15 protein-coding genes are annotated in these 15,592 nt (G+C 44.8%); 9 read left to right on the top strand and 6 right to left on the bottom strand.

Annotation, left to right across the window (positions count from 1 at the left end; translation table 11 throughout):
• The first annotated feature begins 45 nt into the window (after positions 1–45).
• Together tsaD and AB4513_RS09825 are read left to right on the top strand one after the other, a co-directional pair.
• Complete coding sequence (gene tsaD, locus AB4513_RS09820; RefSeq protein WP_009847795.1) at positions 46–1,062, top strand: tRNA (adenosine(37)-N6)-threonylcarbamoyltransferase complex transferase subunit TsaD; 1,017 nt, start codon at positions 46–48, stop codon at positions 1,060–1,062.
• A gap of 124 nt (positions 1,063–1,186) precedes the next feature.
• Positions 1,187–2,002, top strand: coding sequence for an alpha/beta fold hydrolase (locus AB4513_RS09825; RefSeq protein WP_009847794.1), 816 nt, complete (start codon positions 1,187–1,189; stop codon positions 2,000–2,002).
• A 91-nt stretch (positions 2,003–2,093) separates the two neighbouring features.
• Here the strand turns inward: AB4513_RS09825 and plsY are convergent, their stop codons facing one another.
• Positions 2,094–2,690 carry a glycerol-3-phosphate 1-O-acyltransferase PlsY gene (plsY, locus tag AB4513_RS09830; RefSeq protein WP_009847793.1) on the bottom strand — a complete coding sequence of 199 codons (597 nt, stop codon included), beginning with the start codon at positions 2,688–2,690 and terminating at the stop codon, positions 2,094–2,096.
• Positions 2,691–2,828: 138 nt separating this feature from the next.
• Here plsY and folB point away from each other — a divergent pair, with 138 nt between their 5' ends.
• Genes folB through AB4513_RS09845 form a run of 3 tightly spaced genes read left to right on the top strand, consistent with a single transcriptional unit; the run spans position 2,829 to position 4,485 of the window.
• A complete protein-coding gene (gene folB, locus AB4513_RS09835; protein ID WP_004735969.1) occupies positions 2,829–3,188 on the top strand; it encodes a dihydroneopterin aldolase in 360 nt (119 codons plus the stop codon).
• Entirely contained in the window at positions 3,185–3,667 is a 483-nt protein-coding gene (gene folK / locus AB4513_RS09840; RefSeq protein ID WP_009847792.1) for a 2-amino-4-hydroxy-6-hydroxymethyldihydropteridine diphosphokinase, read from the top strand. The genes folB and folK overlap by 4 nt, the downstream gene beginning before the upstream one ends.
• Positions 3,668–3,681: 14 nt before the next feature.
• The gene (locus tag AB4513_RS09845; RefSeq protein ID WP_009847791.1) at positions 3,682–4,485 is read left to right on the top strand and encodes an undecaprenyl-diphosphate phosphatase; all 804 of its coding nucleotides are present in this window, start codon (positions 3,682–3,684) and stop codon (positions 4,483–4,485) included.
• Between the two features lie 100 nt (positions 4,486–4,585).
• On the opposite strand, the gene AB4513_RS09850 is transcribed toward AB4513_RS09845, so the two are convergent.
• Positions 4,586–5,902 (bottom strand): multifunctional CCA addition/repair protein, encoded by a 1,317-nt coding sequence (locus tag AB4513_RS09850; RefSeq protein ID WP_009847790.1) that lies wholly within the window; start codon positions 5,900–5,902, stop codon positions 4,586–4,588.
• Between the two features lie 36 nt (positions 5,903–5,938).
• Here AB4513_RS09850 and AB4513_RS09855 point away from each other — a divergent pair, with 36 nt between their 5' ends.
• Together AB4513_RS09855 and AB4513_RS09860 are read left to right on the top strand one after the other, a co-directional pair.
• Positions 5,939–7,627 carry an ExeA family protein gene (locus AB4513_RS09855; RefSeq protein WP_009847789.1) on the top strand — a complete coding sequence of 563 codons (1,689 nt, stop codon included), beginning with the start codon at positions 5,939–5,941 and terminating at the stop codon, positions 7,625–7,627.
• Positions 7,627–8,547 carry a general secretion pathway protein GspB gene (locus AB4513_RS09860; protein WP_009847788.1) on the top strand — a complete coding sequence of 307 codons (921 nt, stop codon included), beginning with the start codon at positions 7,627–7,629 and terminating at the stop codon, positions 8,545–8,547. Before AB4513_RS09855 ends, AB4513_RS09860 begins: the two co-directional genes overlap by 1 nt.
• Before the next feature lie 130 nt (positions 8,548–8,677).
• Here AB4513_RS09860 and AB4513_RS09865 read toward each other — a convergent pair whose 3' ends face one another.
• From AB4513_RS09865 to AB4513_RS09875, 3 genes are all read right to left on the bottom strand, one after another.
• A complete protein-coding gene (locus tag AB4513_RS09865) occupies positions 8,678–9,289 on the bottom strand; it encodes a TIGR04211 family SH3 domain-containing protein (protein WP_017098289.1) in 612 nt (203 codons plus the stop codon).
• Positions 9,290–9,494: 205 nt separating this feature from the next.
• Positions 9,495–10,757 carry an inorganic phosphate transporter gene (locus tag AB4513_RS09870; RefSeq protein WP_012603189.1) on the bottom strand — a complete coding sequence of 421 codons (1,263 nt, stop codon included), beginning with the start codon at positions 10,755–10,757 and terminating at the stop codon, positions 9,495–9,497.
• A 128-nt stretch (positions 10,758–10,885) separates the two neighbouring features.
• Positions 10,886–11,566 carry a TIGR00153 family protein gene (locus AB4513_RS09875; protein WP_029223984.1) on the bottom strand — a complete coding sequence of 227 codons (681 nt, stop codon included), beginning with the start codon at positions 11,564–11,566 and terminating at the stop codon, positions 10,886–10,888.
• 207 nt (positions 11,567–11,773) lie between these two features.
• Here AB4513_RS09875 and AB4513_RS09880 point away from each other — a divergent pair, with 207 nt between their 5' ends.
• A complete protein-coding gene (locus tag AB4513_RS09880; protein WP_009848973.1) occupies positions 11,774–13,291 on the top strand; it encodes an inorganic triphosphatase in 1,518 nt (505 codons plus the stop codon).
• A gap of 39 nt (positions 13,292–13,330) precedes the next feature.
• Here the strand turns inward: AB4513_RS09880 and AB4513_RS09885 are convergent, their stop codons facing one another.
• Positions 13,331–14,080 carry a potassium channel family protein gene (locus AB4513_RS09885; RefSeq protein WP_009848974.1) on the bottom strand — a complete coding sequence of 250 codons (750 nt, stop codon included), beginning with the start codon at positions 14,078–14,080 and terminating at the stop codon, positions 13,331–13,333.
• Between the two features lie 97 nt (positions 14,081–14,177).
• Between AB4513_RS09885 and AB4513_RS09890 the strand changes: the two genes are divergently transcribed.
• Complete coding sequence (locus AB4513_RS09890) at positions 14,178–15,434, top strand: methyl-accepting chemotaxis protein (RefSeq protein WP_009848975.1); 1,257 nt, start codon at positions 14,178–14,180, stop codon at positions 15,432–15,434.
• Positions 15,435–15,592: the final 158 nt, after the last annotated feature.

Raw genomic sequence — 15,592 nt, forward strand, 5'->3', positions numbered from 1 at the left:
ATTGCGCTAATTTCCCATTTTAGACGAAAGCGTGCCGAGAAAATTATGCGCATTATTGGTATTGAAACCTCTTGTGATGAAACAGGAATCGCAATTTATGATGATGAGCAAGGGCTGCTTTCTCATCAGTTATACAGCCAAGTAAAGCTGCACGCCGATTACGGTGGTGTGGTACCTGAGCTAGCGTCGCGTGACCACGTAAAAAAAACCATTCCACTGATTAAAGCGGCATTGGCAGAAGCGAACCTAACGTCGAAAGATATTGATGGCGTGGCTTACACGGCTGGCCCTGGTTTGGTTGGTGCATTGCTTGTGGGCGCAACGATTGGTCGCAGTATTGCCTATGCGTGGGGCGTGCCTGCTGTGCCAGTGCACCATATGGAAGGTCACCTTCTTGCGCCAATGCTAGAAGATAATCCTCCACCATTCCCATTTGTTGCTCTGCTGGTGTCTGGCGGTCATACCATGATGGTAGAAGTGAAAGGCATTGGTGAATACCGAATTCTTGGTGAATCGATTGATGATGCGGCGGGTGAAGCGTTTGATAAAACCGCGAAGCTAATGGGCTTAGATTACCCAGGTGGTCCACTGCTATCTCGACTCGCAGAAAAAGGCACGCCAGGTCGTTTTAAGTTCCCACGTCCAATGACCGATCGTCCGGGTCTAGATATGAGCTTTTCGGGCTTGAAAACGTTCGCGGCAAATACCATTCGTGCTAATGACAATGATGACCAAACTCGTGCTGACATCGCTTATGCGTTCCAAGAAGCGGTTTGTGCGACCTTGGTAATCAAGTGTAAGCGTGCGTTGGTAGAGACGGGTATGAAACGTATCGTGATTGCTGGCGGTGTGAGTGCCAACAAACAACTACGAGTTGAGCTTGAAGCATTAGCCAAGAAAATCGGTGGGGAGGTGTACTACCCACGCACTGAGTTCTGTACAGATAACGGTGCGATGATCGCTTATGCGGGCATGCAGCGCCTGAAGAATGGTGAAACGGCTGATTTATCTGTCCATGCCACACCGCGTTGGCCAATTGACCAGCTAGAGCCGATTGTTTAATCATAACCAATCGCCAAATAAACCATAGTATTTCGATAAACGGTCGCTGAGTGCGGCCGTTTTTATATCCTAGCTTACCGACTGTATGTCGATAAATAATTGCTGATAGAGATTAGGGAAGAAAATGAACAAGTTCACAGTAGACAATCAATCGATGGCGTACCTAGATGAAGGTCAAGGCCCTGTTGTTGTATTAGGCCACAGCTACCTTTGGGACAGTGCAATGTGGCAGCCACAGATCGAGGCTCTAAAAGCTCAGTATCGCTGTATTGTTCCAGAGCTTTGGTCTCATGGTGAATCACAAGCCGCGCCGAGCTCGATGCGCAACTTAAAAGATTACGCTCAACACATTTTGGATCTACTTGATCATTTAGAAATCGAAGAATTTTCCGTAGTAGGTTTATCGGTTGGCGGTATGTGGGGAACCGAGTTAGCGGAACTTGCACCTGCACGTATTAAATCTTTAGTTCTAATGGATACCTTTGTTGGTTTAGAACCAGAAGTTGCTCATGCTAAATACTTCAGCATGTTAGACACCATTACTCAAACCAAGATGGTTCCTCAACCGATTGTTGAAGCGGTTGTTCCATTGTTCTTTGCAAATGATGCTCAAACAAACACGCCAACTTTAGTGGAAGGCTTTACTCAGAAATTATCGGCTCTTAAGGGTGAGAACGCTGAAGAAGTGGCTCGAATCGGTCGAATGGTCTTTGGACGTCGCGATATGATTGAAGCAGTAGAGAGCTTTGCACTGCCAGTTTTGATCGCTGTAGGGCAAGAAGACAAACCACGTCCGGCACTTGAGTCATACCTAATGAACGATTGTATTACGGGCAGTGAGTTAGTGGTGATTCCTGATGCTGGTCATATTAGTTCGCTAGAGCAACCAGAGTTTGTGAACACAATGCTGAAGACGTTTTTAGATAAACATCTGCTGTAAGCTTTAGATATTGAATAGTATTGCTCGACAGAGATTTACGTTGGTTTAAACGTATCTCAATTTAAAAATGGATCGGCTTAGACATGACAGTTTAAGCCGATTTTTTTTGCCCGAGTTTTGGTTCGCTGCCATCGAGTAGGCGGCGGATATTCTGATGGTGACGTAGGACGATCAAACAACACAACATGGCCACAGGCAGTGTGTATTGAGGTTTGACTAACCAAGCGTAGAAAGGTGCGAGCAACACAGTAACCAGTGCAGCTAAAGAAGAATAACGAAACAAAAATGCCACAACTAACCAGGTCGCCATGATCATGCCCGTTAGATCGAATCCAATTGGGGCGATAGCTCCGAGTGCGGTTGCGACGCCTTTACCACCTTTAAAGTGGAAGAATATTGGATACATATGACCAAGGCAGGCTGCGATCGCCACAACACCTAAAATGATGGGATCGATCTTGAGGTAGTAGCCAAGCCAAACAGGAATGGTGCCTTTAAGCATGTCACAAAGCAGGACGGCCGCAGCGGCGCCTTTGCCACCCACGCGAAGCACATTGGTGGCTCCGGGGTTATTGGACCCCACAGTTCTTGGGTCAGGAAGTCTTAAGACTCGGCATATCAAGACCGCACTAGAGATTGAACCTAGTAAATAGGCAGCAATAATCATGATGAGTGCCAATGGGGTCATGTTTTTCCTTAAACAGTTATAAGCCTAACGATGGGAAAATAATGCTCAATCTAAGAGTAATTGATATCATATCTGGAATTACGCAAATAATACGTTTTTTTCCCCGGTATGGGTATCCGACCTCTAAAAGGACAAGTCATGGCACTGGATAAAGTTTTCATTGAACAGCTAGAAGTAATTACAACGATCGGTGTTTACGATTGGGAACAAGAGATTAAACAAAAACTTGTGCTTGATATTGAAATGGCTCATGACAATCGCCCAGCAGGTAAGAGTGATGATGTTGTCGATGCTTTGGATTACTCGACAGTCAGCACTGCCGTACTTGACCACATTGCGAATGGCCGATTCCTATTGGTTGAGCGTGTGGCAGAAGAAGTCGCTGAATTGATTATGACTCAGTTCTCAGTGCCTTGGATTAAAATTCGTCTAGCGAAGCCTGGCGCAGTACCACAAGCAAAAGCCGTGGGTGTGATCATCGAAAGAGGTCAAGCATGACAATAGCCTATGTTGGTGTTGGCACGAACATAGACCGCGACAAGCATGCAAGGGTGGCATGGACAGAGCTTCAATCATTAGGGACTAACCTTAAATGCTCTAAGATCTATCACTGTGAGCCTGTGGGGTTTAAAAGCCACTCGTTTTATAACTTTGTGGTTGAGATCGATACATCACTCTCATTGACTGAATTTTCACAGCACCTCCGTGAAATTGAGTTTAAATGGGGTCGCCCTCAAGATGCCCATAAGCTTCAAGATCGAAAGCTCGATCTTGATATTGTGCTGTTTGGAGAGGTGGTTTCTGAGAGCGAGCCAGAATTACCACGCAGTGATATCTATAAATATTCTTTTGTAACACAACCACTTTATGATCTCTGTCCTGCGAGAGTGATCCCGCAAGATGGAAGAACCGTCAGTGAAATATGGCAGAATATGCAGCAATTAGACACACTCTCTGTTGTAGATATGAAACTATAATTTGAAGGCAAGTAATGAGTTATTTTGAAGCGTTTATGTTGGCGTTGGTGCAAGGCTTTACTGAGTTTTTACCTATTTCCAGTTCTGCACACTTAATCCTTCCTTCTGCTGTTTTAGGTTGGGAAGATCAAGGCTTGGCTTTTGATGTGGCTGTCCATGTCGGTACTTTGGCAGCCGTGGTTATCTATTTCCGTAAAGAAGTGGTCTCTCTGTTGAGCGCATTCTTTGGTTCAGTGTTTAAAGGCGATCGCAGTAAAGAAGCGAAGTTAGCGTGGATGATCATTCTCGCGACGATTCCTGCGTGTATCTTTGGTTTGTTGATGAAAGATATTGTTGAGCTTTACTTGCGCAGTGCATGGGGGATAGCGACGACCACCATTATCTTTGGTCTGTTGCTATGGTGGGTGGATAAGAACTCAAGCCTGCGTGATGACGAATACCAAGCGGGTTGGAAAAAGGCGCTGTTTATTGGTCTTGCTCAAGCAATGGCGATCATCCCAGGTACGTCTCGCTCTGGCGCAACGATTACCGCAGCACTTTACCTTGGTTTCACACGTGAAGCGGCGGCTCGATTCTCTTTCTTGATGTCTATCCCAATCATCACTCTGGCTGGTGGTTATTTGGGCCTGAAGTTAGTGACCAGTGGTGATCCAATCCATGTTGGTACTTTGCTAACGGGAATCGTGGTTTCTTTCATTAGTGCTTATATCTGTATTCACTTCTTCTTGAAGCTTATCTCTCGTATGGGTATGACGCCGTTTGTTATTTACCGCTTGATTTTAGGTTTTGGTCTATTCGCTTTCTTGATGATGCAGTAGCGCTCGACTTACGAAGACACATGTATGGTCCTACAGATTGAAACGGAAAAACCCGCCTAATAGCGGGTTTTTTGATACGTGTTTATCAATCTTCTAATGCTTAATTATCAGCGAGTTCAGATAGGGCCCTTTCAATTGCGACCGCTCTGCGTTTTTCTTGTTCTTCTCGAATATATTTACCTTGAAAACCATCGGCAATAATCGATTTCACTTCGACTTGAAGCGCTGCTTGGTAAGCCACTTCAAAACGCGCTTTCTGAGGGTAAGGCTGATCTTCTAATCCTTTTCGGCCTGCGTGATCGGCCTGGCAGCAAAGCAGTATATCGTCGAGTCTATCTGGCTTACGCCAAACATCGAATTTGTTGAGAACCTTGAGGAAGGTGGTTGGCTTTAGCTCGCCTGCACGGTGGATATTGGAATGCTGTTCGCACACTAACAGTGCGAGGTCTCTGAATTCATTGGGCACTCTGACTCTTTCACACAGCTTCTTAATGATTTTTAAGCCTGTATGGCAATGCATTTTGTGGCTTGGCCACTCGCTTTCTGGCGTGACGCCTTTACCTAAATCATGTACTTGAGCGGCAAAGCGTACTGGCAATGACTGGCTTAAGAGTGCTGCTTGTTTAGCCACCATCAGAGTGTGAATGCCCGTGTCGATCTCAGGGTGCCATTTTTCAGGTTGAGGCACACCAAATAGAGCGTCAATTTCAGGCAACACAACAGCTAATGCGCCACACTCTTTCAGTATAGAAAGGAACACTTCAGGGTGCGGAGTACTAAGAGATTTATGCCACTCCTGCCAAACTCGTTCGGCAGTGAGGTGTGCCAGTTCACCTGATTGCACTATCTCACTCATCATCACCATGGTTTCAGATGCAACCGTAAAGTTGAGATGATGGAGTTTGGCGGCGAAGCGAGCCACACGCAGCACACGAAGAGGATCTTCAACAAAGGCATCCGAGACGTGCCTTAGAATACGATCAGAGAGATCTTTTTGGCCATGGTAAGGATCGTAAAGTTGGCCATTGTCATCTTGAGCGATGGCGTTGATCGTTAGATCTCGACGCATGAGATCTTCTTCCAAACTCACATCTGGTGCAAAGTAACATTCGAAACCTGTATAACCCGAACCGGATTTTTTCTCAGTGCGAGCCAGTGCGTGCTCTTCTTTGGTTTTTGGATGTAAGAATACAGGGAAATCTTTCCCGACAGCAGTAAAGCCAAGGCTTTCCATCTCTTGAGGGGTACTTCCTACCACGACCCAATCTCTATCATAACTATCAATATTGAGCAGCTTATCGCGTACCGCTCCACCGACTAGATAGCGCTGTAGCCCATTGTCTTTTGGTAGGCTATCGTATATTTGCAACTTATCACCTCGAAATGTTTTATCACTGCTGGACTTTACTGCGAGCAATGGTACTTTCCATTAATCGTAATTATAGGGCAGCACATGTATAAGGAATATTTTGGCTTCGTTGAGATGCCATTTTCGATTGTACCAAATTCTCGCTATTTGTTTTTGAGTCAGCGTCACCAAGAAGCGATGCAGAACCTACAAGCCGGTTTAGGCGAAGGTGGGGGCTTCGCGATGCTTACTGGTGAAGTGGGTACTGGAAAAACAACGGTCGCCAAAGCGATGTTGTCATCACTCGATAATCAGACTCAAGCTGGCCTTATACTCAACCCTACGTTTTCCAATTCAGATCTACTTGAAGCTATTTGCGATGAGTTTGAGGTCGAATACCCTGAACAAGCGTCGTTGAAACAGCTGAGTCAGGCAATTCATCACTTCCTGCTTGATAGCCATGCTGAAGGCATTCAAACCTTATTGGTGATAGATGAGGCCCAACACCTTGCAGCTGATGTGTTGGAGCAGCTACGCCTTCTGACCAATTTAGAAACCGATAGTCGTAAGCTATTAAAGGTGCTGTTGGTTGGCCAACCTGAATTACAGCAACACTTACAAACCACACAGCTACGTCAACTCGCGCAGCGGATTACAGGTCGCTATCACTTACTACCTCTTAATATCGAAGAAACGGGTAAGTACATCGCGTTTCGTTTGGAAACGGCTGGTGGTGAGCAGATGTTGTTTTCGAATCGTTCAATCAAGCTTATCTCCCAATATACCCATGGTATTCCGAGGCTCATTAACTTGGTGTGTGATAAAGCGCTGCAATTGGCTTTCCATGATGGTGATAAATCACCGAGTAATGAAACGGTTAACCGAGCTTGTCAGCAGGTCATGTCCTTTCAGGCCGATGTGTATCACGTCGAGAAAACTCGTGCTACTCATGTAGTTCCAAAATTAATCCAATACGCGGGGATTGCCACATTAAGTGTCGGCCTTGTAATCGCGACCTTTAACTTCGCCCCAACCTATATTAGTTCATGGATGCCTGCGGATACTTCCAGTGAAGTGAAAACGGAAGTAGCGGCGAATACTCAACGCTCATTTGTGGCTGAAGCACCGATATTGGATGATAAATCTATATCGGTTCAAGATCTCAAGGCTTCGAAGTTTGCACTACCACAAGATGTTCAGAATCACTTAAGGCAAGGGAATAATCAAACGCTTGCAATTAGGGACCTATACACGCTTTGGGGGTATGAATCTTCGCTTCGTGATTGGCTATGTTTGAGTGAACAACAAAGTGTATTTGTATGTGAGCAACATCAAGCCAATTTAGAATATTTGATTGAACTTGGAGTTCCCGTGGTTCTTAATCTGGAATTAGGTCAAGAACCTGTGTTTGCTGTACTTTATGGCGCGTCTGAGGAGTCTGTTGAGCTCCTAGTCAACGAAAAGCTATTGGTGATGCCTAAGCGCACCTTAAAGCAAATTTGGCAAGGTGATTATGTCGCGATTTGGAAACAGCCGCTAAGAGAGACCCTGAAAGAGGGCTATCAAGGTGAGGCGGTTGCTTTACTTGATCTATTGCTTTCAGAAGTCTTGGGTGAAGACGTATCGGGCAGTGATGTATTTGACTATGAATTGAAAATGAAAATCGAAGCGTTTCAAACTTGGCAGGGTATGTCTGTTGATGGCATCGCAGGTAAGCGCACCTTAGCAAGGTTGCAGAGATTAGCTCAACTCGACTCGCCTAAGTTGATGTCATTAGAAGGAGGCGAAAGCTAATGTCACGTATTATGCACGAGCTTAAACAGTCTTCTAATAATAAACCTAGTTTTAAAGGTTACCAAAACCATCACGTGCCTAGTTCTGCTAGAGGGATTAGCAACAAACGAGGTTCATCGTTAACAATGGGACTGATCCTTGTCTTGGTGCCTTCTTTATTGGTGGGCGGCGTTCTGGCTTACCAGTCGCATAATCAACAGCAGCAGCAAGGCTCGGCTAGCCCCGTAGCTCTGCCTGAATCAAAGCTTCAATCAGACCTTGAGCCTCACATTGCCAGTGTGGATGCAGTGTCAGTGGATGCAGACGATGAAGCATTATTCTCTGTTCGCTCGGCACCGGTAAGCCAGCTTTTGAAAGCACTACCGCGTCAAGAGATACATGCAAAGATGGGCACCGACATCGGTAATATCGCTAGTGACTCAAAAGCGATATTGGCAAATGTAGATACTAGTAATCAAGCAGCAACGAATTTAGAGCCATTATCTATTGAACCGTCAGTTCAACCTGGAACGAATAATGATAATGCCACGCTGCAATCGGACCGTGATTTACTGAAAGGGTTAGACCTCACCGAGTTGTCACCCGATTTAGCGTTGAAGCTTGAATCAATGATGGGAGAGCAGTCGGTTTCATCTGAACCGATGGATTCTAGACCTGTGGGGAATATGGATTCTCAGGTCATCGATTTAGAAACACATGGCAATAGATTGTCTGGTGTATTACCTAAGTTAGACTTACAAACTCACATGTACTCGAGTAGCGAAACTAAGCGTTGGGTAAAAGTGAATGGACATGAAGTTGCTCAAGGGGAATGGATCGAGCGGGGTATTCAGTTGCTTGAGATTAAACCACAATCGGTAATCATTGAATTCAATCAGCAGAAAATAGAAATCCCAGCTTTGTATGAGTGGAAAGGTTAGTACTATCGATATTACTTACTGTGATTGATGTTAGCGCTGTGACTTGAATGATAAATCCAGACAAATAAAAAGGAGCACCTCGGTGCTCCTTTTTGATATTCGATACTGAACCTACTAGCAAATGCGAGGCTTACGCCCAGCCGTTTGGTGACTTTCTACGACGAGGCATGATGTGTGGCAGAACAAGGCCAAGAAGTAGACCAATACCAGCAACACCACCACCGTACATGAAGTACTTCAATAGTAAGTCATCTTTTTGAGTATCTAGCTTAGCGCGTAGTTGACGGTTCTCAGTTTGAGAGCTCGTTAGCTGTTGGCTAATCTCACTGTAGTTCTGCTCTAGTTCAGCAATCTGTTTGTTGCGAGAGTCTAGAGAGCTTGCGAGACCTGCTTTTTCGCTGTCAGCACTTTGGCGAGCATTCGCCAGTTTGCCTTTTACTTCAGAGAGTTCTTTCTCTAGCTTAGGCATGCGCAGCGCCATACTTTCTTTTGTGCTTACGAACTTACTCTCAACCCAACCTTTACGTCCTCGGCTATCTTGAACCTGAGTGTAACCCGTGCTCTTGTTAGTTTGCAGGTAGGTGATTTTCTCGCCGGCATCAATACTACCTATGATACGGAAAGTATTGTTTGGGCCAGAGTGCATATAAGTAAATAGTTTGTCAGCAATATAACGGTCTTGAGCAAAGGCAGCTGGAGCCGCAAGCATTGCGAACAAAACTAAGCTAATCAGTTTTTTCACAGTAAATCCTTTAACGATTCAAATTGAGTAGGCGTATGAGTCAGCCTCAATGAGCAAATAATATTTAGTTTTTTTATATGGTGCAACAAAGAAGGGAGGCAAAGCCTCCCTTTCTGTGCGTTTGAGTCAATAATGACATGGTATTTACATATCTTTACTGAAGCTCACCGTTTTCTGACGCTAATATTGACTAGCGTCAGGGCTATTACATAGTAAACATAGCCTGAATTGCGTAGAAGAATACAACAGCAAGTAGAGCACCTGCAGGTAACGTCACAATCCAAGAAGCTACGATGTTACGTACAACGCCTAGGTTTAAAGCTGCGATACCACGAGCAAAGCCTACACCTAATACCGCACCAACCAATGTTTGCGTGGTTGAAATCGGAAGGCCAGTACCAGAAGCAAGTACAACCGTACACGCGGTCGCTAGTTGAGCTGCAAAGCCACGGCTAGGAGTTAGTTCTGTAATACCAGTACCAACGGTTGCCATTACTTTATGACCCATTGTTGCAAGACCAACAACGATACCAATACCACCTAGTGGAAGAATCCACCATGCGATAGTGCTCTTACCTGAGATTTCACCCATGTGCTCAACCGTTGAAACAACAGCAGACAGTGGACCAATCGCGTTCGCAACGTCGTTTGAACCGTGTGCGAATGCCATTGCACAAGCTGTGATAACCATTAGTACGCTGAAGATACCTTCTACGCCAGTAAAACCGTGGTCTTCTTCGCGGTTAGCAAACTTCTTCTGAATGTATAAGTAACCGCCAATCATGACGACAGCAGAAACACCTGCAGCCCATAACCATGCTTCAGTACCGGTTAGATGAAGGCCTACGTGCTTAAGACCTTTCTTGATCGTTACAAGTGCAATGACCATTGTAGTAATGAACATGTATACCGGTACAAAACGCTTCGCATTGAATAGCGGGTTTTCTGTATCGAATATCAGTCGCTGGGCACTGACAAATATGAGATAGGCGAAGATACCGGAAATCAATGGTGTGACAATCCAACTTCCCACAATGCCTTGGACACTGTTCCAATCTACAGCTTCAGTACCCACAGACACACAAGCAAAACCGATGATTGCACCGATGATTGAGTGAGTCGTTGATACTGGCCAGCCCATGTATGAAGCTAGAAGTAGCCATGTACCAGCAGCTAGTAGTGCAGACATCATACCGTACACAAGTACGTCAGGTTGATCTGCAAACAGAGATGTTTCGATAACACCTTTACGGATCGTGTCTGTTACTTCGCCGCCCGCAAGGTAAGCACCTGCGAATTCAAAGATCATTGCGATAATGATCGCTTGTTTAACGGTTAGAGCTTTAGAGCCTACTGAAGTGCCCATTGCGTTCGCAACGTCATTTGCACCAATACCAATAGCCATCAAGAAACCGAAAGCTGCTGCAACAATAATCAGGACAGTGCCGTAGTTAGCAAGGATATCCATCGTAATACCTAGTTGTTTGATAACAAGCGGAACAAATTTAGACGCAAAAAACCGCTCAGCGAGAGAAATACTCAGCGCATAAGTGGTTTGTTCAAAAAATGCTCTTCGTTATATAGTTAACGTATGATTTAAGATCGAGAAAGCATTACTTCAAGACGAGCGCCTACACGCTGTGCTTGATCTGCAATACCACCAACCCATTCAAGAATTTTGTATAAGAACATGATATCAACTGGATTCAGACCATCTTCAATCGCCATTAGTTGTTGGCGTAGTTCGATCTGCATCGCGTCCGTGTCATCTTCAATTACATCTAATTGATGAATCATTTCAGCAACGAGTGTTACTTCACGGCCTTTAAAGCCCGTTTCAAGTAATTCGTCTAGTTCATTGATTACGTTTTGTGCTTGGTTCGCTGCATCTAGACAACGTTTAACGTAAGCGATGAAGTTTTCTTGCATAGGAGCAGGAATGACAAGTTGACGACCATATACACGGCCAGCAATGTCTTTCGCTAGGTTTGCTAGTTTGTCTTGTTGAGTTAATAGCTCCAACATATCGGTGCGATCAACTGGCATAAACAAACCGCGAGGAAGTTTAAGGCGAATTTCACGTTTTAGTACGTCAGCTTCTTTCTCAAGGTGAGAAATTTGAGCTCGAATTTCTGATGCTTTCTCCCAGTCACCTTTTGAAGAAACTTCAAAGAAATTAACTAGGTGAGAACAACATTCGTTCACGCATACTACGTGACGCTGCAAAGGTTTAATTGGGGACTTTGCAAATAACCCCATAATTGTATTTACTGGCATGGTCATCCAACCTAATAAATAATAACCTTAAAACAACATACACCATATTCATGGTGAAATGTTAAGCGATGGCTACAAAGTCGCGCATGTTAACCTAATCAATGTCTCATTAAAACTGTTTTAGATCATCATAAGGGCGATATTTCTGACTTGCTGAGTTTTCAAATTGGCAATATCCTGTCCCTATCTTCACAGAAAGGTATAACTATGGAAACCGAGATAGAACTGAAGTTTTTTGTTTCTCCTGATTTTTCAGAGACTTTACGCAATAAAATTGCTGAAACTAAAGTACTTCAGCACAGTTGTCGTGAGCTAGGTAACATCTACTTTGACACCCCCGATAACTGGTTACGTAAGCACGATACTGGCTTGCGCATTCGACGCTTTGATGACGTATTTGTACAGACCGTAAAGACGGCTGGTCGTGTGGTTGCAGGCCTGCATCAAAGGCCTGAATACAATGCAGAACATGACAGCAATGAACCTAAGCTAGCCCTACATCCAGAGGACATCTGGCCAGCGGGCAAAGACATCGAAACGCTGGAAGCTGAGTTGACTCCTCTATTTTCTACCAACTTCACACGTGAGCAGTGGTTGATTGGTATGCCTGATGGCAGTCAAGTCGAGGTCGCATTCGATCAAGGTTTTGTTGAATCAGGCGAACTGCAAGAACCGATTTGTGAAGTCGAATTGGAACTTAAGTCCGGTCAAACAGATGCTCTGTTTACACTGTCTCGTCAATTCTGTGAACAAGGTGGCATGCGTTTAGGTAATCTAAGCAAAGCCGCTAAGGGTTACCGCCTTGCTCAAGGTTATCAAGGAGATGAAGTCACTCCTTTGACCTTAGTTGATACTGCTAAAAGTGATACTGTTGAATCGTGTTTCATTCAATCTTTAGAGCATGCTCTCGCTCATTGGCATTATCATGAGCAGATCTTCACCGAGCGCCAATCCATTGAAGCGTTACATGAGATCAGTCACTCGCTGAGTTTTATTCGTCAAACCTTCACCATCTATGGTGGCATTGTCCCAAGACGCGCGAGTGCCATTTTACGCCAAGAGCTTAAGTGGCTTGAGCAAGAACTCGACTGGCTAAAAAGCTATGACCACTTCGAAGATTTGCTCGAAGATAAAGGCCACGTACTGCGTAAATTGGATGCGCGTAAGTTTTTGGTCGCTGAACTTAAAGAGATGCAAGAGCAACTTCCCGATCGCGAAGAACTGCTTACCTTGTTGAGCTCTGCTCGTTACACTGGTTTGTTGCTAGATCTGAGTCGCTGGATCTTGTCTCGTGGCTGGCAACCATTCTTAGACGAAAAAGCACGTGAACAAATGGCACGTGGTATCGAATGGTTTTCGGTTAAGCAACTCGATCGCACATGGGCCGACTTGATGGAAGCTTTCCCGCCAGAGCGAGTGATGACTAGCCAAGCGTATATTGAACAGCAATATCGTTTGATGAGAAACCTATATTCTGGTGTTGGTTTCGCGAGTTTGTATGATGACGATGAACGAAACAGTTTCCGCTTGCCATGGGCCGATATGGTGCAAGGTATTGACGATTTGCTGGCACTTAAAACATTAGAGCCTTTGACTGAGAAGTTAGAAGGCGATGAGAAGGTTCAGCTAGAGCGTTGGTTAGCTCGTCAAGAGGTGTCTATTCTGCATGCGATGGAACAGACACGCCAAATAAGTGTAGAAGTTGAGCCGTATTGGCAAGACTGAGTTTCATAACAACATGAAATTGAAAATAGGGCTTCGGCTCTATTTTTTTGTTTGTTGTTCCAGCTTTTCTAGTCGTTCGAGAATTTTCTGTTGTTGCTCAATGATCTTCTCAAGGTGCTTCTCTTTGTTTTCAGCTCGTTGATTGTCATGGCGAGTTGGAGAGGTGATCAAAGAAGTAATCAACCCTGAAATCATACCAAAAACACCCACACCACAAATGATCACCAGAGAAGCGACTAACTTGCCTGAGCTCGTCACTGGATAATAATCGCCGTACCCCACGGTACTAATCGTTACGAAAGCCCACCATAAAGCATCTTGGCCAGTGGTAATGTTGGCATTGGGATCCTTGTGCTCTAGCAGCAGTATTGTTCCTGCACCTATGGTCAGGAGAATAACCAATAGCAAAATAATTGAGGCGAGTGTCGTTTCTTTTCGATTGCTAAACAGCTCCCTGAAAACACGTTTTCCTGACCGAAGAACGAGAATCACGCGCAAGATCTGAAAAATGCGAGCGAATCGAAGTGGCTCGACCATAGGGATGCTTGCCAAGAAATCGATCCAGTGTACTTTTAGATATTCTTTCTTATTTTGTGATCTGAATAGATCAATAGTGAGCTGAAAAAGAAAAACGCTACAGATTATAAAGTCCAGGCCGATAAGAACTTGTTTCGATTCTTTATCAATCGGTGCAAACAATAAGCCTGAGATCACAAATAACGCTAAGAAAGAGAGAATCAGTGATAATAAGCTCATCGGCTTAGTGGTGTCTTTGATACTATTTAACATTCATACGAGGCTCAAAATAAATCGCGAACTTTGACTGACATAGCCATCTCGCGGATATAGAAGCCATCAATATATAAGAGTTAATGGAGAACTGACAATGACTAAACTGTCATTCAAGCCGTGGGAAAGGATTATCTCGGACATCCGTCTCGTTCCAAAAATGATCATGCTGATGGTTTTCAGCACTATCTTGATTATTTCGAAGCAGCTATGGGACGCAAGTGCGTTTTACGATTCATTACTTGCAGTCACTAACAATGCACAAGTTGCACAGCAGCATTACGAGACTTACCTAGTTCAAGTGGCTTGGCAAACAGCCTTGATGATCATTGTGTTTGTGGTTCTTCTATTGGCGGCAGCGCGCGTTATGCTTCGCCAAACTCAATACCTCAATGACGCCATTAAAACGATGGCCGATAAGAACCTATCAGTGCCAATTCATATGGATTGTAAAGATGAATACGGTGATGTGGCACGAGAACTCGAAAAAACTCGAGTCCAGTTGAGTGACATGATCAAAACTCAGGTGGCCTCTTCTGATGAGTTGTTTGCCCTGACGGAAGTGATGACCATCAGCATGTCCGAAACCAAAGATTCAGCTCAGGAAGAATTTAACGAAATCGACCAACTAGCGACAGCAATGAGCGAGATGACGTCTACTGTGCAAACCGTGGCTGAGCACGCGCAAAGTGCTTCTTCTCTTACTGAGCAAGCATCAGGTCAAGCACTAACAGGTCAGAAGTTCGTTCAAGGTTCTGTTTCTAAGATGAGTGAGCTTTCTTCGGACATCGCAGCCTCTGCAGCAGCGGTAAACCAAGTAGAAGAGCGCGTAGACTCGATTGGCAGTGTGGTTGGTACTATCCAAGGCATTTCAGAGCAAACCAACCTATTGGCTTTGAACGCAGCGATTGAAGCCGCGCGTGCAGGTGAAGCGGGGCGTGGTTTTGCGGTTGTTGCCGATGAGGTTCGTAACCTTGCGCAACGTACTCAGCAAGCGACAGTAGAAATTCAAGATATGATCAGCCATCTACAAAGCAGTGCTAACTCGGCTGTAGAGCTGATGGAAAAGAGTGTTGTTGAAGCGGCTGAAGGCGTAGACCTAGTGACTAACGCTGGTTCTGAGCTTGATGGCATCGTAAGTCAGGTAAACCAGATTAATGATATGAACTTCCAGATCGCGACTGCTGCGGGCCAACAAACTAGTGTGGCGGAAGAGATGAGTGTCAACTTGACCAATGTTCGTGAGCTTGTTGAAGCCTCCGTAGTGGTGGTGGGTGAGCTTCTCGAGACTTCTGAGATCATGGAAAGCAACGCACAAGAGCTAGACGGTAAGATTAAGCAGTTTAAGGTTTAATCCCCAGCTTTCGGTCTGAGCTCTAGTTCGCAAGATCTAAAGGTCTATTCCTAGAGGTTTGGCCCTGGAGATTTGTTATTAGAGAAAAGACTCAACTTGATAAGTTCACTGATAAAACGCCCACATTGCTAATGCGGGCGTTTTTTATTGGCAGAACT

Origin of the sequence: Vibrio sp. 10N.222.54.E6 (assembly GCF_041473955.1) — a bacterium.
Classification (GTDB): Bacteria; Pseudomonadota; Gammaproteobacteria; order Enterobacterales; family Vibrionaceae; genus Vibrio; species Vibrio tasmaniensis_A.